The organism is Hyphobacterium sp. (assembly GCF_965228115.1).
Lineage (GTDB): Bacteria > Pseudomonadota > Alphaproteobacteria > Caulobacterales > Maricaulaceae > Hyphobacterium.
In genome coordinates this window covers 803,223-825,277 of the sequence record NZ_OZ245794.1, presented here as the reverse complement: position 1 = coordinate 825,277, position 22,055 = coordinate 803,223, and the positions used below count along the sequence as shown (strand labels likewise).

Here is a 22,055-nt window from a genome sequence, read left to right as displayed (position 1 = left end):
CCGGAGGCTGGCAGACCTGAGAGGCCTTCCTTGAGCGACGAAAACGAGCCACCGATTTCCGACGATTTGCCACCTGAGGATCCCGGTGTCGCGCCGATTTCCATCGAAGATGAGATGCGGCGCTCCTATCTCGATTATGCAATGAGCGTCATCGTCAGCCGCGCCATCCCCGATGCGCGCGACGGGCTGAAGCCGGTGCACCGGCGCATTCTCTGGTCGATGCATGAGCAGGGCTATACCCGCGACAAGCAGTACAGGAAATCGGCCCGCGTCGTCGGTGATGTGATCGGTAAATATCACCCGCACGGCGATCAGGCCGTTTATGACGCGCTGGCGCGCATGGCGCAGGATTTTTCCATGAGCCTGCCACTGCTCGACGGGCAAGGTAATTTTGGTTCGGTGGACGGTGATCCGCCGGCCGCCATGCGTTACACAGAAGTGCGCATGGACAAGCCGGCCGAGGCGCTGCTGGCCGATATCGACAAATCCACCGTTGATTTTGCCGAAAACTATGACGGTTCGGAAAGCGAACCGGTCGTCCTGCCGGCGCGTTATCCCAATCTGCTGGTGAATGGCGGTGGCGGTATCGCAGTGGGTATGGCGACGAATATTCCGCCGCACAATCTCGGCGAAATTGTCGACGCAACGGTTGCCCTGTTGGAAGATCCGGAGATTGACGATCTCGGATTGCTGGACATCGTTCCCGGACCCGACTTCCCGACCGGCGGTCAGATTGTGGGCCGGGCCGGTTCGCGTGCAGGCCTGTCGACCGGCCGCGGCTCGGTGGTGATGCGGGCCGCCTCAACTGTTGAAGAGATCCGCAAGGACCGGCAGGCCATCATCATCACGGCCATTCCCTATCAGGTGAACAAGGCCTCGATGATCGAGAAGATTGCCGAGCTGGTTCGCGACAAGCGCGTGGAAGGCATTTCTGATCTGCGTGATGAATCAAACCGCAATGGCATGCGGGTCGTCATCGAACTGAAGAAAGATGCCAATGCGGAGGTGATCCTCAACCAGCTTTATCGCTGGTCTCCCCTGCAACAGAATTTCGGCGTCAACATGCTCTCGCTCGTCGGCGGACGACCCGAGCTGATGGGAATGCGCGGTTATCTGCAGACATTCCTGCAATTCCGCGAGGAAGTCGTCGCCCGCCGCGCCCGGCACGAGCTGAAAAAAGCGCGGGAACGCGCCCATGTCCTGGTTGGCCTGGCGCTGGCCGTGGCCAATATCGATGAAGTGATCGCCCTGATCCGCAAAGCTCCGAACCCGGCCACAGCCCGCGAACAATTGATGGAGCGCGACTGGCCGGCGAAAGATGTCGCCTCGCTGGTGGCGCTGGTGGCGGATCCGCGTTCGGTGATCAGTGATGGCAATACGCTGCGCCTGACCCTGGAACAGGCGCAGGCCATCATGGATCTGCGTCTTGCCCGCCTGACGGCTTTGGGCCGGGAAGAGCTGGGCGATGAAGCCAAAGGGCTTGCCGACAAGATCAAGGACTTGCTGGATATTTTGAAGTCGCGTGCCCGGGTGCAGGCGATTATCAAGGAAGAATTGCTCGAAGCGAAAGAGAAATTCGCGGTTCCACGCCGAACCGAAATTCTGGATGTCGAACTGGAAGTCGAAGACGAAGACCTGATCGCGCGCGAAGAGATGGTCGTGACGGTGACCCATGGCGGTTATGTCAAACGCACGCCGCTCTCGGACTACCGGGCGCAGCGCCGCGGCGGGAAAGGCCGCTCAGGCATGTCGATGAAGGATGAGGACTTTGTGTCCACACTCTTCGTTGCCAATACCCATGTGCCGCTTCTCTTCTTCTCGTCGGACGGCATGGTCTATAAGTCCAAGACGTGGCGTTTGCCGATTGGTGCGCCCAATACGCGCGGCAAAGCGCTGGTGAACATCTTCCCGCTGGAGGAAGGCGTCACCATCACCTCCGTTATGGCGCTGCCAGAAGATGAGAGCGAGTGGGAAAATCTGGATGTGATGTTCGCCACCACGTCCGGCACGGTCCGCCGTAACAAGCTGTCAGACTTTGTCCAGGTCAATCGCAATGGCAAAATCGCCATGAAGCTGGAAGGCGAAGATCAGATCGTTGATGTGCGCCTGTGTACCGAAGGCGATGATGTTCTGCTGACCACGCGAAAAGGCCGGGCGATCCGCTTTGCCACAACCGATGTGCGCGTCTTCAAAGGCCGCAATTCCGTGGGCGTTCGCGGCGTGAAGCTGGCCGACAAAGACCACGTCATTTCGATGGCGATCCTGCATCATGTCGATGTCACACCAGAAGAAGCACGTGCGTATCTGAAACATGCTGCGGCCATGCGCCGGGCGGTGGCCGGGGCCGAAGACGGCGAAGACGTCGAAGAAATTTCCGTGGAAGAGGGCGAGGAAGCGGCCCTCACGCCGGAACGCATCGCGGAACTGGGCGGCAAGGAAGAATTTGTCCTGGCGGTGGCCTGCGACGGCTTTGGCAAACGCTCGTCAGCCTATGAATACCGCGTGATGAATCGCGGCGGGCAAGGCGTGGCCGGGCATGATTTGTCGCGCGGCGTGCCGCTGGCGGCCGGCTTCGCGGTCGAAGAGGCCGATCAGATCATGGCGGTCACCGATGGCGGACAGTTGATCCGCTTCCCGGTCGACAGTGTTCGCATTGCCGGGCGCGCCACGAAGGGCGTGACGCTCTTAAAGCCGCGAGACGGGGAATCCGTGGTCTCGGTTGTCCGCATCGCGGAAAGCGGCGAGGATGAAGACGACGAGACGGCAGCCGAAGGCGAAACCGACGCATGACCTCGCGGATCGCGCTATATCCGGGCACATTTGACCCGATCACCAATGGCCATGTCGACATTATTCACCGTGCGGTGAAGCTGGTCGACAAGCTGGTAATCGGCGTTGCCATTAATGAAGACAAAGGCCCGCTGTTTTCGCTGACCGAGCGCGTGGCGATGGCCGAGCATGTTGCTGAGCAGCTGAAAACCGATACCGAGATCGAAGTGCGTCCCTTTGACGGGCTGCTGATGCATTTTGCCCAAGAGGTGGGGGCTTCCAGCATTGTCCGCGGGCTGCGCGCGGTGTCGGACTTTGAATATGAATTTCAGATGGTCGGGATGAATCAACGGCTCAATCCTGATATCGAGACCGTGTTTTTGATGGCGGACCCGCGCCATCAGGCCGTCGCATCGCGGCTGGTCAAGGAAATTGCCCGGCTGGGCGGGGATGTCAGCGCTTTTGTGTCCCCCTCGGTCAAAGCCATGTTGCTGGAGAAATTTGCGTGATGAAAAAAATCTGGCTGACCTCGGTCTTCGCCCTGTCGCTCAGTGCTGTGGCCTGCGCGGAAAGCGCGCCGGAAGCCGAAATTGAAACCGCGGCCGCGGAAACCGGGAGCGCCGCAGCTGACGCTGCCAGTGAAACCGGCACGGTAACGGAAACGGTGTCACAATCCGAAACTCAGACCGAAGCGGTCGAAGAAGAGGCTGTGGCCGCCGTGGAGTTTCCGGATGAGGCCTGGCGCGAAGTGCCGCAAGACCGTCTGCTCTATATCGAAACAGATCACGGCATGGTCATTGTCGAACTGGCGCCGGAGTTCACCCCGCTGCATGTCGAACGGATGACCACGCTCGCCAATGAGCGGTTTTACGACTTCCTGGTCTGGCACCGGGTGATTGACGGATTTGTGGCCCAGGGCGGAGGCAGCCGCACCAATCCCAACCACCGTACCGAATTGCCGCCCGTGCCGGGTGAATTTACGGTCCGCCGCGATCCGAACGAGATCACGATCATGGAAACACAAGACCGTGTCATCAATGAACGCAGCAATCCGGCGATGGCCCGGGCGGGCTTCTGGAATGGTTTCCCTGCGGGCACGCAAGCGTCTGCTCTGGCTGGCATCACGGCAGATGGCCGCGTGGAAAGCTGGCTTTTGCATTGTGTAGGTGCGGCCGCGATGGCGCGGACGAATGATCCCAATAGCGCCGGCAGCCAGTTTTACATCACGCGCGGCAATGCCGAGCATCTGAATGCCCAATACACGGTCTGGGGCCGCGTGCGCGCCGGACAGGACGCGGTGGATTCCATTGCGGTGGGTACGATGGGGCAAGATATCGGCTTTCAGCCGGATACCATCCGGTCAATGCGCGTAGGATCCGATGATGGCTTTGACGGTCAGGTGACGGTGGAAGTGGTCGATACAACAAGCGAGGCTTTTGCCAGCTGGCTGGAGCCCTATACGGTTCAGGGAACGGACATTTGCGAGATTGATGTGCCGGTCCGCATAACGGAGTAGGATGAATGGCCGATCAAAACCTGGTGTTTCAACTCGATGGCGGTGACGTCGTCATCAAGCTTCGCGATGATCTCGCGCCCAATCATGTGGCGCGCATCAGCGAGCTGGCCTCTGAAGGGTTTTACGACGGTGTCGTGTTTCACCGCGTGATCGATGGCTTCATGGCCCAGGGCGGTGATCCGACGGGCCGTGGCACCGGTGGCTCTGACAAGCCGGATCTGAATGCCGAGTTTTCGCGTGAGCCGCATGTGCGCGGCGTGTGTTCCATGGCCCGGACGAATGATCCGAACAGTGCGAACAGCCAGTTTTTCATCTGCTTTGACGATGCGACTTTCCTGGATGGTCAGTACACCGTCTGGGGCGAGGTGATTTCCGGTATGGAACATGTGGATGCTCTGCCCAAGGGTGAGCCGCCGGCCAAGCCGGGTAAGATCATCCAGGCGCGTCTGGAAGCGGCCTAAGCCATGCCCAGCCCGGTTGTTCATTTCGAAATCGGGTGTGAAAACCTGGAACAGACCGTGGCGTTCTATGAGCGCGTCTTCGGCTGGGATGTGTCGCCGGGCAGCGACATGTCCCGTACCGTCGAATCGACAGGCCCGGACGGCATGTCTGGACACTTCACGTCGCTGGGTCATGAACCGCACAACTACGTCAATATCTATATCCGCGTAGAGGATGTGGCGGCGTCGGTCGATGAGGTCGCGCAAGCTGGCGGAGAGGCGATCGTGGGGCCATTGCCCACGCCGCAAGGTGAGACCTTTGCCTGGGTGAAAGACCCGGCGGGCAATACGATTGGCTTGCTGGGGCCTTAACGCTCTCGTCTTGACCAGAGCACAAACCTGCCAATGACCGGGCGGTGATCGGAACCGGTGTTTGGACCCACCTTGATATCGACCGTCTGCCAACGCACCCCTGCATAGATGTGATCAATTCCGGCGAACAGGGTCGGCATGGGCAGGGCGTTTCCATGCTCATCTATCCAGCGTCCCTGAGAAGGCCAGGTCGCTATGGAATGTGTGCGCCGCGTCGGCGTGAGGTCCCGATCAAAGCGGGCCAGTGCCGCCGAAGGCGCTGCAGCGTTGAAATCACCGAGAATGATGAGTGTGTCCTGTTCAAACAGCCTCACGATCTGGGCGAAATTGATGCGTTCCTGATCCTGCAGGGAGAGCGGGTTGGGCCAGGTGAAGTGGACATTCACCACCACAAAGTCTTCGCCACCGGGATGACGGATCCGCGCCCAATTGCTGGCCGGGAAATCCCAATACCATTCCGGATCGCCGAGGCTGCGATTGGCATCCAGCAGGTCGCGCATACAGCCTGAGTCGATGATCGGTAGCCGTGAATACAGCCGCACCGGTGCCCGGCCGCATTCCGCTTCGAACGGGTAGTCAGTATCCAGCGCCGTATGGATCGCGCGCGTGCGGACCCCGGCCTCTTGCAGGGCAAGGATGTCAGCATCGATCTCGCGCAAGACATCAATCGTCAAATCATGGGCGCGATTGCGGCCCCAGAGATTATGACTGGCGAGGGTGATCGCATCGCCGGAGTCGCCGCGCGACGTGTCTTGAAACGCGGTTTGCCAGAAACTGCCAGCGGAGGGCAGCCAGATGGCGAGGGTCAACACCGCGATTGCGATCCCTCTGGATGGCACGCGCCAGACTGCCCAGATCACAAGGGCGATGCAGGCAAGAGCCCAGAGCGGCCAGATCTGGCGGTAAAGATCGGCAAAACCAAAGGCCGGGGCAATCCAGAGCATAATGGCGACAAAGCCCAGGCCGATCGCCGCGAGGTCCGTTAAATAGGGTCGTCCAATTGATCGCCGCTTGAACCTCAACGCCACGCCCTATCTCCCATCACACGCAGAACATTACTTGCCGGGATTTGCGGCAGAATATAGACCCCGCCGCGATGAAACTGAGTGATTTCGATTTCGAGCTTCCCGAAGAGCTGATTGCGCTGCGCCCGGCGCGGCCGCGCGATGCTGCGCGCCTGCTGCATGTACCGGCAAAGGGCGCGCTGGCGGATCGTGGCGTGCGCGATCTGCCGGATCTTTTACATCCCGGCGATGTGATGGTGTTCAACGACACCCGCGTGATGCCTGCCGCGCTGTCCGGCACCCGCCCGGCACGCGATGCGACGGGCCAGAATGTGGCGGTCTCGGTGAATTTGCATCAGCGCGATGGCCGCGATGGCTGGCGGGCCTTTGTCAAACCTGGCAAGCGTTTGCGCGAAGGCGACATTCTTCAGTTTGGCGCATTCTCCGCGGAGATCGAGCGGAAAACCGAAGCTGGCGATGTTATTCTGCGGTTTGATTTGGCGGGCGATGAGCTTGATGCGGCTATTGAAGCCACAGGAACGCCGCCCCTGCCGCCCTACATCGCGTCCAAGCGGGAGGTCGATGCGGCGGATGCCGATGATTACCAGACCATCTATGCCGATGATGACAAGTCTGAATCCGTGGCCGCACCAACAGCAGGCCTGCACTTTACCGACCGCTTGATGGACGCTCTGAAGGCGCGCGGCGTCTTGATGACGCAAGTCACCTTGCATGTCGGGGCGGGCACCTTCCTGCCGGTCAAAACCGAAAATGTCGCCGAGCACCAGATGCATTCAGAATGGTGTGAAATTTCCAATTCGGCTGCCGGCATGATCAATGCCGCCATGGCAGAAGGCCGCCGCGTGATCCCGGTTGGTACGACCGCCTTGCGGACGATTGAAAGCATGGCGGATAAGGGGCGCGTAAAAACCGGCACAATGGATACAGATATTTTCATCACGCCGGGCTATCAATTCCAGATCACCGATGCGCTGATGACGAATTTTCACCTTCCGAAGTCCACGCTCTTTATGTTGGTGTCCGCGCTGGCTGGGCTAAACCGGATGCAGGTGGCCTATGCCCACGCAATCAAGGAAAATTACCGCTTCTTCTCTTATGGCGATTCCAGCTTGATCGAGCGCGCGAAGTGAGTTTCGACTTTGAGATCCAGGCCCGGGATGGCGCGGCGCGGACCGGTGTTCTGAAAACGCCGCGAGGCGATATCCGTACACCGGCCTTCATGCCAGTTGGAACGGCGGCGACCGTAAAGGCGCTCTATCCGGAACAGGTGAGGGCGGCCGGGGCCGATATTATTCTGGGCAATACCTATCATCTCATGCTGCGCCCTGGCGCGGAGCGGGTGAAGCGCCTTGGCGGGCTGCATGACTTCATGCGCTGGGACAAACCGATCCTGACCGATTCCGGCGGTTTTCAGGTTTGGTCCCTGGCGGGCTTGCGCAAGTTGACCGAGGAAGGTGTGGAGTTTCAGTCGCATATCGATGGCTCCAAACACCAGTTGACCCCGGAACGTGCGATAGAAATCCAGGCCGATTTGCTCGGCGCGGATATCTCGATGCAGCTTGATGAGTGCACGAATTTCCCCTGCACGGAGGAGGAGGCGCGGACCTCCATGGAGCTTTCGCTGCGCTGGGGGCAACGCTGCAAGGACGCGTTCGGCGCGCGGGATGCTCAGGCTCTATTCGGGATCGTTCAGGGCTCGGTTTATGAACACCTCCGCCGGGAGTCGGCACAGCGTCTGACTGAGATTGGCTTTGACGGCTATGCCGTCGGAGGCTTGGCCGTCGGTGAAGGGCGAGAGGCGATGTGCGAGGTGCTCGACTTCACGGTGCCGACGCTTCCCGATGACCGCCCGCACTATCTGATGGGCGTGGGCAAGCCGATTGATCTGGTGGAGGCGGTCGCGCGCGGAATCGACATGTTTGACTGTGTCATGCCGACCCGCTCGGGCCGCCATGGCCAGGCGTGGTCAGACTATGGACCGGTTAATCTGAAACGCGCCGAGTTTGCTGAGGACAACACACCGTTGGCGCCCGAGATCGATTGTCCGGCCAGCCGGGATTATTCCAAGGCCTATCTGCACCACTTAACCCGGGCCGGGGAATATCTCTCCGCCATGCTACTAAGCTGGCATAATATAGCCTATTATCAGCATCTTATGCAGCGTATGCGCGCGGCGATCCGCTCTGGTGAGTTTGATAGTTTTGCCAGTGAGTTCCGCGTGCGCTGGGCAGAAGGCGAAGCGCGCCGGTCCTAGTCGGCCTGACCCGGCAGCGACAATTCATACTCGTCAAATGCGCGGGTCAGATAGCGCTCACCGCATCCAAAGCCGTCGAAAAGACCTCTTAGATAAGCCCGGCGATTCAGGGCCGTCGTGCGCTGCTGACGCGCTTCGCGCTCAATTTCACCCGCCCGCCCGACGAAGCGGAGTATCGGCCGCGCTGGATTAAGACCGACAATCGTCGAGCGATAGAGATCTACAGCGCCATCACCCACAGCCGATCCGCCGCGCTGCGCCCACATGGCGCTGCGTTCGCGCCAGGTGCGTTCATCTTCGGTTTCGTTCTGTTGACGCTCAGGCACGTATATCGCCTCTGGCCCGAGTACGGCCGTCAACCGCGCAATATCCCGGGCCGTGGTTGAACAGACCCGCCGGGCCCCTTCGCCGCCATAGGGCGTCGGAACAGTTTCATCGCCTTCATCGACCATGATCTGGCCGGGCCGGTCCTGTGGGCGGCCGAGCGCATCTAGCACCGCGCTTTGAGTTGTTTCAACGCCGGATGACGCCACGCCACCGGTCCGCTCGCTCATGCTGGAGCACCCGGCGATCATGATTGCGGTGACAAGAAGGGGCAGTGATGATCTCATGGTGCGGAATACTATCGTCACCCTTTCCGAACTGCACGAAAGAATGTGATTATTCTAACCGGAAGATTGACCTTGCCGGACGGACGCTATACGTCGTGCCTCCTCCTTTGGGAGCCCGTAGCTCAGCTGGTAGAGCAACTGACTTTTAATCAGTAGGTCCACGGTTCGAACCCGTGCGGGCTCACCATTTTCCCCGACCCTGTTTTTGACCCCTGCAATGGCGGTGATGGATTCCTGTTTTCGATGTGGGCGAATCTCTATCCGCGAACATCGATCACTGTGTTGGAAACTGAGTGCAATTTTACTGCGCCGCTCCGCCGTGTGACCAAATCCCTGCAAACCGGTGCGTAATTGCAACACCGCCTGAGGCGCAGTTTGCTTAACGCAGATTACCCGCTGCGTGCGAGTCTGGGGCCATTATTCAATGCTGGACGCGGGATTCTCGCCTGAGAAGCGAGTTTTTATTAAGTCTTTCCGCGCTGAAAAAAGCCTGTCCCGCTTACGCATCTCAGCGCTCTTTGGGGTGGCATCCCGAAAAAAATTCCTGTAGTTATCCTTGCAGCGCGTTTTCAAACAGCGCGTCTTTTGTGTCTGGATTTTAGACCAGACGATCTTGTTCACGCGATGGAGGCTTTTGCCTCCGGAGGGGGTAAAATGAAAAAGTGGCTTCTCACAGCAGCCGCGACCGGTGCCATCGCTGTGGCGTCCGGTGCCGCACATGCTGACGAAGGCTGGTACGCCAGCGTTGGCGTCGGTAATGGCGGCTTCGGCTCTGCTGAAGTTGAAGGTTTGTTCCCAGGCGACGACATTGATGGGGCAGGTGACTGGCGCCAGAATGCCGCGTTTGGTTATGACTGGGCCGATGGCTGGCGGATCGAGTTGGAAGCAGCTCACCGTTTCAACGACTTTGGTGCGGTCGGTCATCATGGGCAGAGCTTTAGCTCGATGCACATGTGGTCCGGTATGGTCAATGTGTATCGTGACTTTGGCGAAAGCGGTTTCGCGATTCCTTACGTGGGTGCCGGTATCGGTGCCGCGCTGGTTGACGCCAGCATCGGCGGTTGGGACAGCGGCCGCGTGCCGACATTCGGTGGTGGCGGCACAGCCGGCACCGTCCTGAATCCAATCGGTGCCGCCTATGTTCATGTTGACGACAATGATGCGACCTATATCGCCAACCTGATTGCGGGTGTTGGCTGGCATCTGTCGGAGCAGCTGATCCTTGACACGCAATATCGCTATGTCTGGGTCGGCGAGACTGATTTCAACGGTCTGTCCTATAACGGTCCGTTCCCGACGACACTGCCGATCAACGCCCAAGCCGGTGGTGGTCAAGGCAATGCGGCGTCGGCCAACCAGGCCCAGCTGAAAGTGGATCGTTTCAGCGGTCATGAAGCATGGATCGGTCTGCGTTATCTCTTCGCAGCGCCTCCGCCGCCTCCGCCGCCTCCACCTCCGCCGCCGCCTCCGCCGCCGCCGCCGCCGCCTCCGCCTCCGCCTCCGCCTCCGCCGCCTCCGGGCCCGGTGTGTGAAGATGTTGGCTTCGTGGTCTACTTCGAGTGGGATCGTTCGAACCTGACCGATCAGGCTCGTGCGGTGATCAACCAGGCGGTCAACCAGGCTCGCAATTGCGGCGTGTCCAGCGTCTCGATCGACGGTCACGCTGACCGTTCGGGTGCTGCGGCCTACAATGTCGGCCTCTCCGAGCGCCGTGCACGTGCGGTTCGCGACGAACTGGTCCGCCTCGGCGTTCCGGCTAGCGCGGTCTCGCTGCAGGCCCTGGGCGAAAGCCGCCCGGCGGTTCAGACGCCTGATGGTGTCCGTGAGCCGCTCAACCGTCGCGCCGAGGTCCTTATCGACCTCCGCTAATCTGACGGTTAGCTGACTAAAGAAGCGGTCCGGCCATAAGGCCGGGCCGTTTTCTTTTGTGCTTTCGCTTGTGGCCGCCGCGGGCGCCTGCCTGCCGCACTGGCGAACAATACACCGCAGGCTTGACCGGTTGGACGGGCTTCCTAGAACGGCAGTCAGTCCCGGTTTTCACGCTTTCAATTGAGGCAATTCATGAGCGGTAAGATTTCACTCAATACCGGGGAAATAGCGGCGCTCGATTGGATCGATCAGCAAGCGGACGGGATGGTGACCCGGCTGAGGGATTGGGTGAACATCAATTCTGGCAGCCACAATGCCGATGGTCTGGAAAAGATGCGGACCTGTCTGGAGGAGGCCTTTTCTCCGCTCTGTGGCGAGATTGCGGCTCAAGCGCTTGAGTCGACAACCGTGGTGGAGAAAAACGGAGAGGTCACGCAGCAGACCTATACGCCGTCCTTCCATCTGCGGCAGCGCCCTGATGCCCCGATACGGATCGTTCTGACCGGTCACCACGATACTGTCTTTCCCAAGGAAGACAGTTTCCAGTCCTGGTCGATGTGGGATGATGACCGGATGAACGGGCCCGGTGGCGCCGATATGAAAGGCGGGTTGCTGGTTATGCTTCATGCGCTGATGGCGCTTGAACGACATCCGGACCGCGAGCAGATCGGCTATGATGTCTTCATCAGCCCGGATGAGGAAATCGGTTCACTGGGATCTGGCCCGCACATCCACAGGCTGGGGTCAAAGGCGGATATTGGCATGACATATGAGCCGGCTCTGGCCGACGGCTCGCTGGCCGGTGCACGCAAAGGGTCGGGCAACTGGTCGTTGAAAGTCTCCGGCCGCGCAGCCCATGCGGGCCGGGAGCATCACCTGGGCAGGAATGCGATCATCGCCGCTTCGGAGTTCGCTCTGGCCCTGGATACGCTGAATGGTCAGCGCGAAGGGGTGACTTTTAATGTGTCGAGGATTGATGGCGGTGGGCCGCCGAATGTCGTGCCGGCCAATGGTGTTGTGCGTTTCAACGTCCGGGTTGCAGAGGAAGCGGATCAGGACTGGGTGATTGGCCATCTGGACCGGCTGACAGCGGAAACTGCAGAACGGGATGGAATTACCGCGGAGTTATTCGGCGGGTTTACCCGTCCGGCCAAGCCCATGACGCCGGCCAATGCCCAGATGTTTGAATGGACGCGGGCTGCGGGTTCGGCTCTGGGGCTCGACATCAAATGGAATGCGACCGGTGGGGTCTGCGAAGGTAATAATCTCTGGGCCGCGGGCTGTCCCAATGTGGACACGCTTGGCGCATGTGGTGCCGACATCCACTCACACAATGAGATGGTTCTGCTGTCCAGCCTGCCTGAACGGGCCAAGCTGTCCGCGATCATGCTGATGAAGTTTGCATCGGGAGAATTTGACGCCAAAGCTGCACGCGCTCTGGCGGCAGGGGGAATGTAGATGCTGAGAGTGCGGGCGGCACGCCGTGATGACATCGATGAATTTGTGAAGCTGGCAGATGCGGCGGGCACAGGTTTTACGAGCCTGGCCGTTGGCCGCGACGAGCTCGCCGCGCGGCTGGAAACATCGCTGTCGGCGTTTGGCTCGGATCATGGCGCACCCGCAGAACTGGTCTATCAGCTGATGCTGGAAGATACGGAAAGCGGTGCGGTTCTGGGCTGTTCGGCGGTGAAGGATGCGGTCGGCCTGTCCAAGCCTTACTATGACTTCAAAATTGTCACGCTGGCGCAATCCTCGAAGGAGGCAGGCCGGCGTTTTGACATGCATGTCATGCTGCTGGTCAATGATTTTGCCGGTGACACAGAGGTCGGCACGCTCTTCGTGGGTGAAAAAGCGCGCGGTTTGGGCGCCGGACGCTTAGTCGCTCAATCACGGTATTTGCTGATCGCTACGGATTATGGCCGCTTTGGCCCGAACGTGTTGTCTGAATTGCGGGGCGTTGTCCGCGAAGACGGGTCCTCTCCATTCTTCGATCATGTCACGCGGCCCTTCTTCAAGATGACGTTCGAGGAAGCGGATCAGATGAGCGCCAGCTCGGATAATCAGTTCATTCTGGATCTGATGCCGAAATTTCCGATCTATCTGGAAATCCTGCCCGAAGCCGCCCGCGACGTGATCGGCAAAACCCACAAGCACGGGATCGGCGCGCGTAAATTGCTGGAATGGGAAGGCATGAGATTTAACGGCTATGTCGATGTCTTTGACGGTGGCCCGCTGATGTCGGTGCCGACACGGGAGGCGCGGACCGGCCGCGAAAGCCGGTTGTTGGCAGTCGGATCCGGCAGTGGTGAGATCGAAGCGTTGGTGTCGACGAATCGATTTGAAGACTTCCGCGTGGTGCGAACGCGCGTCGGATTTGAGGACGATTTTCTTTTGCTGGATGGCGAAGCCCAAAGCGCGCTGGATGTGACAAGCGGTGAAACCGTTCGACTCTGGAGTGCAGAATGAAACTGAGCGGACAATCCTATATCGATGGAAAGTGGACTGCCGGGGGCGGTAGCGCCTTTCAGTCGGTGGACCCTGCAAGCGGTGACGTCGTCTGGCGGGGCGAAAGCGCTGATCAAGGTAGAGTTGATGCGGCGTTTGCCGCCGCGAGGAAAGCGTTTCCTGATTGGGCGCGTACACCATTGGCGGAACGCATTGCCGTTGTGGAAGCCTTTGGCAGGCGGTTGGCCGATCAAAAGAGCGAACTGGCTGAGCTTATTTCGCGCGAGACCGGCAAGGCGCTCTGGGACAGTCAGGGTGAAGCAGCGGCTATGGCCGGAAAGATCGGCATTTCGATCAAGGCCTATGATGACCGGACCGGCGCAACTCATCTGGAAACAGATTTCGGCGCGGCGGAATTGCGCCATAAACCGCTGGGCGTAATGTTTGTGCTGGGTCCCTATAATTTTCCCGGACATTTGCCTAACGGCCATATCGTGCCGGCTTTGATTGCCGGAAATACCTGTGTTTTCAAACCCTCGGAGCTGACGCCCGCAGTGGGTGAGTGGATGATCCGGCAATGGGAGGCTGTTGGCCTTCCAGCAGGTGTTTTGAACCTGATCCCGGGTGCGCGCGAGACCGGTGCGGCTGCGCTGGATCAGTCCGGGCTGGACGGGGTGTTGTTTACCGGTTCGCACAATACGGGGCAGTTCATTCATAAGAAATTTGCGGGTCGAACCGGCATTCAACTGGCTCTGGAAATGGGCGGCAATAATCCGCTGGTGATCTGGGATGCCGCTGATGCCGAAGCGTCTGCGAGGCTTGCGGCGTTTTCTGCTTTCATCACGTCGGGCCAGCGATGTTCCTGTGCCCGGCGAATCATTATTGCAGAGGGTGAAGCCGGTGATGACATTGTTGCGGCTTTTGCGGCTCTCACCGATCAGCTGACACTGGGTGCCTGGAGCGATGATCCTGAACCGTTTATGGGGCCGCTTGTGACCGAGGCCGCAGCCGATCAGGTGATCCAGGGCCAGGCCAGGCTGCTGGAAGCGGGCGCACAGTCCATTCGTGAGGCGTCGCTTCTTGAGCGCGGCAAAGCCTTTGTGACGCCAGGAATAGTTGATGTAACGGGGATCGATCACCCGGATGCCGAGATATTTGGACCCCTGGTCAAGATCATCCGGGTTTCAGATTTCGACGCAGCTTTGGCGGAGGCGAATAATACGGCCTATGGGCTGTCTGCGGGGCTGGTCAGCGATGATGCAGACCTCTGGGACCGGTTCCGGATCGAAGCGCGCGCGGGGATCGTCAACTGGAACCGTCCGACACCGGGCGCGGCATCCAGCATGCCGTTTGGCGGGCCGGGGCAATCAGGCAATCTGCGCCCATCGGCCTACTATGCGGCAGATTATTGCGCCTATCCGGTTGCCAGCCAGATCGCTGAAAAGCCGGAACGGATCGCCTTGAAAGGCGTGAAATGAGCGCGATTGAAGCTAATTTTGATGGCCTGATCGGCCCGACCCATAATTATGCCGGACTCAGCTTCGGCAATGTCGCTTCGGATAAAAACCGGGGCGCGGTTTCCTCACCGCTCGGCGCTGTATTGGAAGGCCTGGGCAAGGCGAAAGCTCTGGCAGATGCCGGCCTTGTGCAGGGAATATTGCCGCCACAGGCGAGGCCGGACACGGAATATCTGCGGCGGCTGGGGTTTTCAGGGTCCGACACAAGCGTGCTTGAAACCGCATGGCGGGCTGACCCGGTGCTTGTGCGAAACGTCTATTCTGCTTCGCCCATGTGGGCGGCGAACGCCGCCATGGTATCTCCGTCAGCAGATACACAGGACCGGCGATTGCACATGACGCCGGCAAATCTGGCGACGACATTGCATCGGTCCATCGAGGGTAAGTCAACCCAGAACGCGCTTAACGCGGTTTTTCCGGGGCAGGCGTTCAAGGTCCATGCCCCGCTGCCGCTTCAGTCGACTTTTGCGGATGAAGGGGCGGCCAATCATGTCCGCTTGTGTGCCGAGCACGGTGAGCCGGGCGTTGAAATTTTTGTTTATGGCCGCGAAAGCGGAGAAACCTGGCAGGGCCGCTATCCGGCCCGGCAGACACGCGAATCCTGCGAGGCCATCGCCCGCGCCCATGGTCTGGACATGAAGCGTTGCGTGTTCATCCGTCAGGCACAGGCGGCGATTGATGCCGGCGCTTTTCATAATGATGTTGTTTGCGTTGGTACGCTGAAAACCCTTTTCTTCCATACACTTGCTTTCGAAGATAAGGCTGAGGCACTCGAGCAGATCAGGCAAGCTGCGGCCGGACTATTCGATCCTATATTTGTCGAGGTGGCCGAGGCCGACGTGCCGATCAGGGATGCGATCAGCAGCTATTTATTCAACTCGCAATTACTGGCCATGCCGGGTGACGACCGGTTGATGCTGAATGCGCCGATCGAGTGCGAGGAAACGGACTCGACGCGAAATTATTGTGACATGCTGACGGCCGGGAATGGGCCCATCGGGCGAGTGAACTTCGTCGATGTGCGCCAGTCCATGCGGAATGGCGGCGGGCCGGCCTGTCTGCGGTTGCGCGTGGTGCTGACACCGGCTGAGCTGGCGTCGGTTAACCCCGCCTGCCTGATGAATGATGCGCGGTATGAAACGCTGTGTGACTGGGCGCGAGCCCATTATCGCGACGCGCTGCACCCGGATGATCTCGGCGACCCCGCCTTGATAGAAGAAAGCCGGACAGCGCTGGATGCTCTGACCGGCCTTCTTGATCTCGGATCGGATTTTTATCCTTTCCAGCGTTGATCGCGATATCCGGACTTGGGTCCGTAGTAATTATAGCTGGGCTCGGGCCGGACCGACGTGATGCGGTTACCCAACCCGATCTGGTTGAGATTGCGGATATCCCGGTCGATCCGGCGGCAGGGAGATCCGAAATTGGCGTCCTCACACACGGTCCAAGAGTCCGGACCCTCAACGATGGCTGACATGGCCTGATCATTGAAATTCCGGTTGCTGAGATTGTTGTTTTCGCGGCGGACGCGGACCGAGGGGCCGGTAAAGTTCGGCCCGGCAAACAGAATCAGGACGCTCTCGCCATATCCATCATTATAGCCGCCACCCGGATAGTAGCCGCCGTTCAATCCGCCATCATCATAGTCCGGACGGGCCGAAGAGATGCGATTGCCCAGTCCGATCTGGTTGAGGTTGCGGATATCCCGGTCAATGCGCCGGCAGGGAGATCCAAAATTATTGTCTTCGCAGACTGTCCAGCTGCCATAACCATTGATCTGTGCGGACATGGCCTGGTCGTTAAAACCCAACCGATTGAAGCTGCTGGTTTCTCTATCAAGCGTCACGGACCGCCCGGTAAAGTTCGGACCGGACCAGAAGGTGATGGAGCCATCATCGCGATAACCGCCGCCCGACCAACCTCCTGAACCGCCGCCGGGGCGGCCGGCGCCAAATTCCATACGCGCTGATGACACATGGCCATCGAGGCTGAGCTGGTTGAGATGGGAGATGTCCCGCGAAATCTCCCGGCAGACACCGCGGAAATTTGAGTCCTGGCAAATGGTCCAGCTGCCGCGCCCTTCAACGCGCACCGACAGGGCGCGGTCATTAAAACCGATCGACTGGAAATTGGTGACATCCGTATCGATGGTAACGGACTGGCCTTGAAAGTTGGGCTGGGAATAGAAGGTCAGCGCCCGGTTCCCCCGGCCAGGGCGACCACCGGGCCGCGTGCCACCCGGACGTCCCGCGCCATATTCCATTCGGGCAGAGGAGATATGGCCGTCCAGGCTGATCGCATTGAGATGCGGAATATCCGTCGAGATTTGCCGGCAAACGCCACCGAAGTTGGAGTGCTGGCAGACCGTCCAGGTGCCACGGCCTTCAACGCGTACCGACAAGGCACGGTCATTGAAGCCGATCGACTGGAAATTGGTCACATCCGTGTTGATCGTGACCGATTGACCCTGGAAATTAGGTTGCGAGTAAAATGTCAGCGCGCGGTTTCCGCGTTGTGCGTCCGCAGCGGCGGAGAAAACCAAAACCCCGATCAGTGCGGTTAATGCCCACTTCCAGTTCATTTCAAGCTCCCGGTCTGGCCAAAAAATCCATCAAGCTCCGCTATCTTGTTACGATCAAGGTGAACCTGCGGCAACAAATCTGCGTTTATTGCGGATTATTGCCGTCCGGCTCATCGCCCTCTTCGTTTCCAGTGTTCTGACCGGAGTTCCCGCGATTTCCAAACAGCCCGCGTAGCAGGCGTTCCGCCGGGTCTTCAGGTTCCTGGGTTTCTTCTCCGCCTTGATCTGATGTGCCGGAATTGCCGCCAATGCCCAGCACATCACCAATCGCGTTGCGGATGGCGTCTTCCGGGCTTTGCCCGCCGGCAATGCCCTGAACCACGCCCTGCACCAGATTTTGCTGCAAGGTGCTGAAATCGATGCCGACGGTGGGCTGGTCAAATGTGCCGCCAATCACGATGGGCACGACAATGCCGCGCAGGTCCCGGTCACCGCCCTGACCCTGGATGCTGGCCACAGCACGCGGACGCAGGCGATAGGATTGGCGCTGCTGGCCGATATCGATTGTCCCGAGCCCCTCGACCCGCAATAGCGGCGAGAGCATCAGCAGATCATTATTGGTGGCAACGCCATCCTGAATCGTGAAGCTGCCCGCCAATGTTGAGAAGTCTGTTTCCTCGTTTTCGCCAAAGCCTTCGGGCAGGCGGCGTGTCGTCAAAGCGGTCTCAATGCCGCGAATGGCTTGCGCCAGATTCACGCCTCGAATGGCGCCATTATCAAAGCCGAAGCGGCCATTCCCATCCATGCTGCGCATCAATTCAGCCTGATTGTTTCCCGACATCAGGACATCAATATTCACCAGCCCAATTCCCGACAGCCGATCAAATCCGACTGCTGCCTGCAACAGGGGCAAGGCCGCAATCGACTCCATGTCCGATCGTATGCGGAAAGACGGTGTTGCCCCCCGGCCATTGGCGACGAAAAGCGCACTGCCACCACCTTCGTACAATGATATTTGCGATAGATTGGCTTCCAGGCGCGAATTCACCAACTCGACATTCAGGACGGCATCCGCGATTTCGACATCCTGGATTTCCAGCTCTCCCACGCTCAGATTCAGATTGGCATCCAGCATATCCAGCGCGGAGAGGTCGATGCGGTCTTCAGACCAGGGCGACACGCCGCCGGTGCGGGCCGTCGTTGCCGGGGCGACCGGGATGTAGGGCGTTACGTTTAATCGCGGCAGGTTTAACGTGCCGGACAGAACCGGTTTGGTGCCGCTGAAATCGGCGCCGATCCTGCCGGTGCCCGATGTCTGGTCAAGGCGCAAGCGTGCCGGTGTTTCCGTTGTTCCCACCCGGATGCTGCCAAGGTCGCCGGAAACCGGACCGTTCAAGGTAAATCCTTCAAGCCCTTCGCCAGGCGGCAGGGGCGAGCCGGCAAAAGCAGCAAGCTGGCGAATGGAGGGGATATTGATATCTGCCGAACCGGCATAGCTGATGCTTTCACCTTCCAGGACATCGCCATCAAAGCTGAGATCAATCAGATCACCTCCCAGTGTCAGACGAGCCGCCACTTGATCGCCTTCAAAAAAGCCGCGCAGAGACCCGAGATGCGCCGTCAGGGTCATGGCTTCACCATCAGCAGCAAGCGATCCGTCCAGATCGAGCGCTTCATCAAGCCCGGGCATCTGTATATTCAGATCCAGCCCCCGAATTTCCCGGCGTGTGGCCCCGCTTTCATAGCTGATGAATCCGTTCCGGATCCGGATATCACCCAGCGATGCTTCAAAGGGCAGGGCGCCGGGACGACGAACAAACCCCTCACTGGATGCAGGTGAGGCATCGGCGGATTGAGCCGGGCTGCCCAATGTCCAGTTATTGCGGTTGCCCTGTTGTTGGAGACGTATCGCCGGGTCCACAAGTACAAACTCGTCAATGATCACGTTTCGCGAGAGCAACGGCCAGAGTTGAACGCCGACGCGCATTTCCGCCATGTCCGCGAAAGCTGCGTCACCAAAGCCCTCGGCATTGGCAATGGACACATCCGTGGCGGTAATCTGGACGTTCGGGATGATGGTCAGTCGTACTTCACCTGCCAAGGTCACTTCGCGTCCCAAGGCCTCGCTTGCGGCGATTTGCGCGCGGTCACGATAGAAGGATTCCGGCAGCAAAATCGGGATCAGGATCGCAGCGATTATCAGGATCAGAACGAGACCGATCACAACGGTCAGAAGGCGGCGAATCATAAAGGTCTCCGATTTTTTTGGCGCGTATCCGGTTTCATGCCGGGATTTTGTGGCTAGTATAGCGCAAACAATTATGGCCGTTCAGGGGGCGAGTTATGACAATGAAGAAATTTCCGATGAATCGCCGCGACATCGTTCTTGGGTTGGCGGCGGGAAGCATTCTTCCGGTCGCAGGATGCGCACAAAATGATGCGCTGGGCCGCAGCCAGCTGCAGCTCGTGTCCGATAATCAGATCATGTATTTGTCCCAGCAGGCTTGGACCCAGGCCATTTCCCGTGAACGGGTGCTGCGCGACCCGGGCTATAATCGCCGTCTGCAACGCGTCGGCTCCAACATGGTTGCCCGCTCCGGTATGTCGCATCTCGATTGGGAATTCGTGGTGATCGATTCCGATCAGGTCAATGCCTGGGTCTTGCCAAACGGGAAGGTCGCCTTTTATCGCGGCATTCTCGATATCATGGAAGAAGACGGGCATGTCGCGACCGTGATGGGCCATGAGATGGGCCATGTCGCCGGGCGGCATGCGGGCGAGCGCGCCAGCCAGCAACAAGCCAGCCAGATCGGAATGCAGCTCGCCGGCGCTCTGCTCCAGTCGCAAGGTGTAAACTTCGATGACAATATGGCTGCGGCACTCGGGGCCGGGGTCACTTATGGCGTGATCTTGCCGTATTCGCGTCAACACGAGCTGGAAGCCGACCGTCTGGGCGTCGATTACATGGTGGCGTCAGGTTATGAGCCTCACCATGCACTGGATTTCTGGGTGGCCATGTCGTCGCTGCACCGCGGATCGTCTGCGGAATTCATGTCGACACACCCATCCGACGATACGCGGATTGCGGCCATGCGCGAGCATATCGCCTCGCGCGGTTATTCCTGACTTTCGGCTTCCGCTTCCGCCCGTTCGGCGATCAAGGCGCGTGCTTCATCCATGCTGTCGACTTGCTCGATCGTGTCGATGGCGCATCGAAACCCGTTCTGCGGCGTAATGAATTCCACAACCGGATGACAGATTGTAGCATTGCTGCCGAATGAGGTGGCGATCTGAATGCCAAAATTCAGGTCCGGGCAGCGATGCCGCATTGTCGCCAGATAGTGCCGGCTGGCCCCGCCGCGGAACACCACATGTTCGCGATCAATGACGCTGTAGCTGTTGATATTGGTCATTCGCAGGCAGCGGGGTGAGTCTTCTTCTTCACCCATCGCCCCGGCAGGTGCTACCGCAAAGGCTGACGCGGCGATTGACGCCAGAATCAAGGTTCTCATCTCGTACTCCTTGCTACGAGTTATGTCCCCGCTGACGGAATGATGGGACTGTGCCGCATGAGTTTCAAGTTAAATCCACGTATGAAGGTTGCGATTGCCGGCGGTGGAATCGCCGGATTGGCCTGTGCTTACGTCCTTCTGCAAAGGGGCGCGGCGGTAAGTCTTTTCGAGGCCGGACAGGTGGGGCGCGGCGCGCTCTGGGCGTCCGGCGGCATGCTGGCAGGCGGATTTGAATGCGCAGCGCATAATGCGCCGCCTGATCTTGCCGAGCTTTCAAGACGCAGCATGTCGCTCTGGCATCAATGGGCGCAGGAGCTGGGGCCTGACCGGATCGGTTTCCGTGCGAGCGGCGTGTTGGCATCGGCTTTAACATCGGTAGAGCAGGGCTGGCTGGACGGTCTTGCCGCCTATGCGAAGGCACACGGCTTCAGGACTCAATCGGCCAAGCCGGAAACTGCGGGACTGAATGCTGAAACCGCTCTGATCTTCAATCAGGATGGCGAACTGGATAATCGGAGGCTCGGCCCGGTGTTGGCCGATGCCGTCCGGCAGTTTGGTGGTCAGGTGTATGAAAATACGCCGGTAATAGGGGTCGACATCAATGGCGGCGTTGTTGTTCAACACGCCCGAGGTGCGTTTGAAGCGGATGCGGTCATCCTCGCAACAGGGCATGAAGCTGCGCAGCTTGCTGGATTTGAGCCGGCCCTGTCTCAGCTTATTCCTGTCAAAGGCCAGATGTTGTCGGTTGAAGCTACACATCTGAACCTGCCGGCCTGTGTGCGTGCGATAGATGTCTATCTCTCCCAGAAGCCAGGCGGCCGCGTTGTGATCGGCGCGACCAGCGAAACCGGGGTATGCGACGACCAAGTGGATCCGGCCGCTATTGCCGCGCTTCGGGACCGCGCCAACCTGTTGCTTCCCGGTTTGAAAGAGCAAACCGAGCTGGAACGCTGGTGCGGTATCCGGCCGGGAACGCGCGATGGGCTTCCTATATTTGGCGCGGGCCAGACCGGTGGAGTCTTTCTTGCGACAGGGCTCTATCGCAATGGCGTTTTGCTGGCACCGGCGGTGGCGGAATCGATGGCGGATATGATTCTGACCGGCGCGAGCGGGATGTCGGCCTTGTCTCCAAGTCGGTTTGAACCGCATTAACGCGGCATTAGCCGACGCTTTGAAGACTGCGCTCAGCTAAGTTGAGGCTGGT

The 22,055-nt window shown here is 59.3% G+C and carries 19 protein-coding genes and 1 tRNA gene; 15 read left to right on the top strand and 5 right to left on the bottom strand.

Going from position 1 to position 22,055, the window contains the following annotated elements; all coding sequences use genetic code 11:
* Positions 1 to 30 precede the first annotated feature (30 nt).
* The 5 genes from gyrA to ACO079_RS04535 are packed head-to-tail and all read left to right on the top strand — an operon-like array spanning position 31 to position 5,097.
* Positions 31 to 2,790, top strand: a complete 2,760-nt coding sequence (gene gyrA, locus ACO079_RS04555; RefSeq protein ID WP_421792125.1) for a DNA gyrase subunit A — start codon at positions 31 to 33, stop codon at positions 2,788 to 2,790.
* Entirely contained in the window at positions 2,787 to 3,278 is a 492-nt protein-coding gene (gene coaD, locus ACO079_RS04550; protein ID WP_421792124.1) for a pantetheine-phosphate adenylyltransferase, read from the top strand. The genes gyrA and coaD overlap by 4 nt, the downstream gene beginning before the upstream one ends.
* Positions 3,278 to 4,285 (top strand): peptidylprolyl isomerase, encoded by a 1,008-nt coding sequence (locus ACO079_RS04545; protein WP_421792123.1) that lies wholly within the window; start codon positions 3,278 to 3,280, stop codon positions 4,283 to 4,285. Before coaD ends, ACO079_RS04545 begins: the two co-directional genes overlap by 1 nt.
* 5 nt (positions 4,286 to 4,290) lie before the next feature.
* Entirely contained in the window at positions 4,291 to 4,746 is a 456-nt protein-coding gene (locus ACO079_RS04540) for a peptidylprolyl isomerase (protein ID WP_421792122.1), read from the top strand.
* Positions 4,747 to 4,749: 3 nt separating this feature from the next.
* Complete coding sequence (locus ACO079_RS04535) at positions 4,750 to 5,097, top strand: VOC family protein (RefSeq protein ID WP_421792121.1); 348 nt, start codon at positions 4,750 to 4,752, stop codon at positions 5,095 to 5,097.
* On the opposite strand, the gene ACO079_RS04530 is transcribed toward ACO079_RS04535, so the two are convergent.
* Positions 5,094 to 6,125, bottom strand: a complete 1,032-nt coding sequence (locus tag ACO079_RS04530) for an endonuclease/exonuclease/phosphatase family protein (RefSeq protein ID WP_421792120.1) — start codon at positions 6,123 to 6,125, stop codon at positions 5,094 to 5,096. The two genes, ACO079_RS04535 and ACO079_RS04530, sit on opposite strands and share 4 nt — an antisense overlap.
* 68 nt (positions 6,126 to 6,193) lie before the next feature.
* Here ACO079_RS04530 and queA point away from each other — a divergent pair, with 68 nt between their 5' ends.
* The gene (gene queA / locus ACO079_RS04525; RefSeq protein WP_421792119.1) at positions 6,194 to 7,252 is read left to right on the top strand and encodes a tRNA preQ1(34) S-adenosylmethionine ribosyltransferase-isomerase QueA; all 1,059 of its coding nucleotides are present in this window, start codon (positions 6,194 to 6,196) and stop codon (positions 7,250 to 7,252) included.
* Positions 7,249 to 8,376: a tRNA guanosine(34) transglycosylase Tgt gene (tgt, locus tag ACO079_RS04520; RefSeq protein ID WP_421792118.1), complete on the top strand. Its 1,128-nt coding sequence runs from the start codon at positions 7,249 to 7,251 to the stop codon at positions 8,374 to 8,376. The genes queA and tgt overlap by 4 nt, the downstream gene beginning before the upstream one ends.
* Here tgt and ACO079_RS04515 read toward each other — a convergent pair.
* Positions 8,373 to 8,930: a hypothetical protein gene (locus ACO079_RS04515; protein WP_421792117.1), complete on the bottom strand. Its 558-nt coding sequence runs from the start codon at positions 8,928 to 8,930 to the stop codon at positions 8,373 to 8,375. The two genes, tgt and ACO079_RS04515, sit on opposite strands and share 4 nt — an antisense overlap.
* A 168-nt stretch (positions 8,931 to 9,098) precedes the next feature.
* Between ACO079_RS04515 and ACO079_RS04510 the strand changes: the two genes are divergently transcribed.
* From ACO079_RS04510 to astB, 6 genes are all read left to right on the top strand, one after another.
* Positions 9,099 to 9,174, top strand: a tRNA-Lys gene (locus ACO079_RS04510).
* A gap of 467 nt (positions 9,175 to 9,641) precedes the next feature.
* Positions 9,642 to 10,856 carry an OmpA family protein gene (locus ACO079_RS04505; RefSeq protein WP_421792116.1) on the top strand — a complete coding sequence of 405 codons (1,215 nt, stop codon included), beginning with the start codon at positions 9,642 to 9,644 and terminating at the stop codon, positions 10,854 to 10,856.
* Between the two features lie 192 nt (positions 10,857 to 11,048).
* Positions 11,049 to 12,314, top strand: a complete 1,266-nt coding sequence (locus ACO079_RS04500) for a hydrolase (protein WP_421792115.1) — start codon at positions 11,049 to 11,051, stop codon at positions 12,312 to 12,314.
* A complete protein-coding gene (locus tag ACO079_RS04495) occupies positions 12,315 to 13,322 on the top strand; it encodes an arginine N-succinyltransferase (RefSeq protein WP_421792114.1) in 1,008 nt (335 codons plus the stop codon).
* Positions 13,319 to 14,779 (top strand): succinylglutamate-semialdehyde dehydrogenase, encoded by a 1,461-nt coding sequence (gene astD / locus ACO079_RS04490; protein WP_421792113.1) that lies wholly within the window; start codon positions 13,319 to 13,321, stop codon positions 14,777 to 14,779. Before ACO079_RS04495 ends, astD begins: the two co-directional genes overlap by 4 nt.
* Positions 14,776 to 16,110 (top strand): N-succinylarginine dihydrolase, encoded by a 1,335-nt coding sequence (astB, locus tag ACO079_RS04485; protein WP_421792112.1) that lies wholly within the window; start codon positions 14,776 to 14,778, stop codon positions 16,108 to 16,110. Before astD ends, astB begins: the two co-directional genes overlap by 4 nt.
* Here astB and ACO079_RS04480 read toward each other — a convergent pair.
* Positions 16,092 to 17,399 (bottom strand): beta/gamma crystallin-related protein, encoded by a 1,308-nt coding sequence (locus ACO079_RS04480; RefSeq protein ID WP_421792111.1) that lies wholly within the window; start codon positions 17,397 to 17,399, stop codon positions 16,092 to 16,094. The two genes, astB and ACO079_RS04480, sit on opposite strands and share 19 nt — an antisense overlap.
* Positions 17,400 to 17,484: 85 nt before the next feature.
* A complete protein-coding gene (locus ACO079_RS04475) occupies positions 17,485 to 19,587 on the bottom strand; it encodes an AsmA family protein (RefSeq protein WP_421792110.1) in 2,103 nt (700 codons plus the stop codon).
* 95 nt (positions 19,588 to 19,682) lie between these two features.
* Here ACO079_RS04475 and ACO079_RS04470 point away from each other — a divergent pair, with 95 nt between their 5' ends.
* A complete protein-coding gene (locus tag ACO079_RS04470) occupies positions 19,683 to 20,465 on the top strand; it encodes a M48 family metallopeptidase (protein WP_421792109.1) in 783 nt (260 codons plus the stop codon).
* Here ACO079_RS04470 and ACO079_RS04465 read toward each other — a convergent pair.
* Positions 20,456 to 20,851: a DUF6491 family protein gene (locus ACO079_RS04465; protein ID WP_421792108.1), complete on the bottom strand. Its 396-nt coding sequence runs from the start codon at positions 20,849 to 20,851 to the stop codon at positions 20,456 to 20,458. The two genes, ACO079_RS04470 and ACO079_RS04465, sit on opposite strands and share 10 nt — an antisense overlap.
* A gap of 57 nt (positions 20,852 to 20,908) precedes the next feature.
* Here ACO079_RS04465 and ACO079_RS04460 point away from each other — a divergent pair, with 57 nt between their 5' ends.
* Positions 20,909 to 22,003: an NAD(P)/FAD-dependent oxidoreductase gene (locus ACO079_RS04460; RefSeq protein WP_421792107.1), complete on the top strand. Its 1,095-nt coding sequence runs from the start codon at positions 20,909 to 20,911 to the stop codon at positions 22,001 to 22,003.
* Positions 22,004 to 22,055 lie beyond the last annotated feature (52 nt).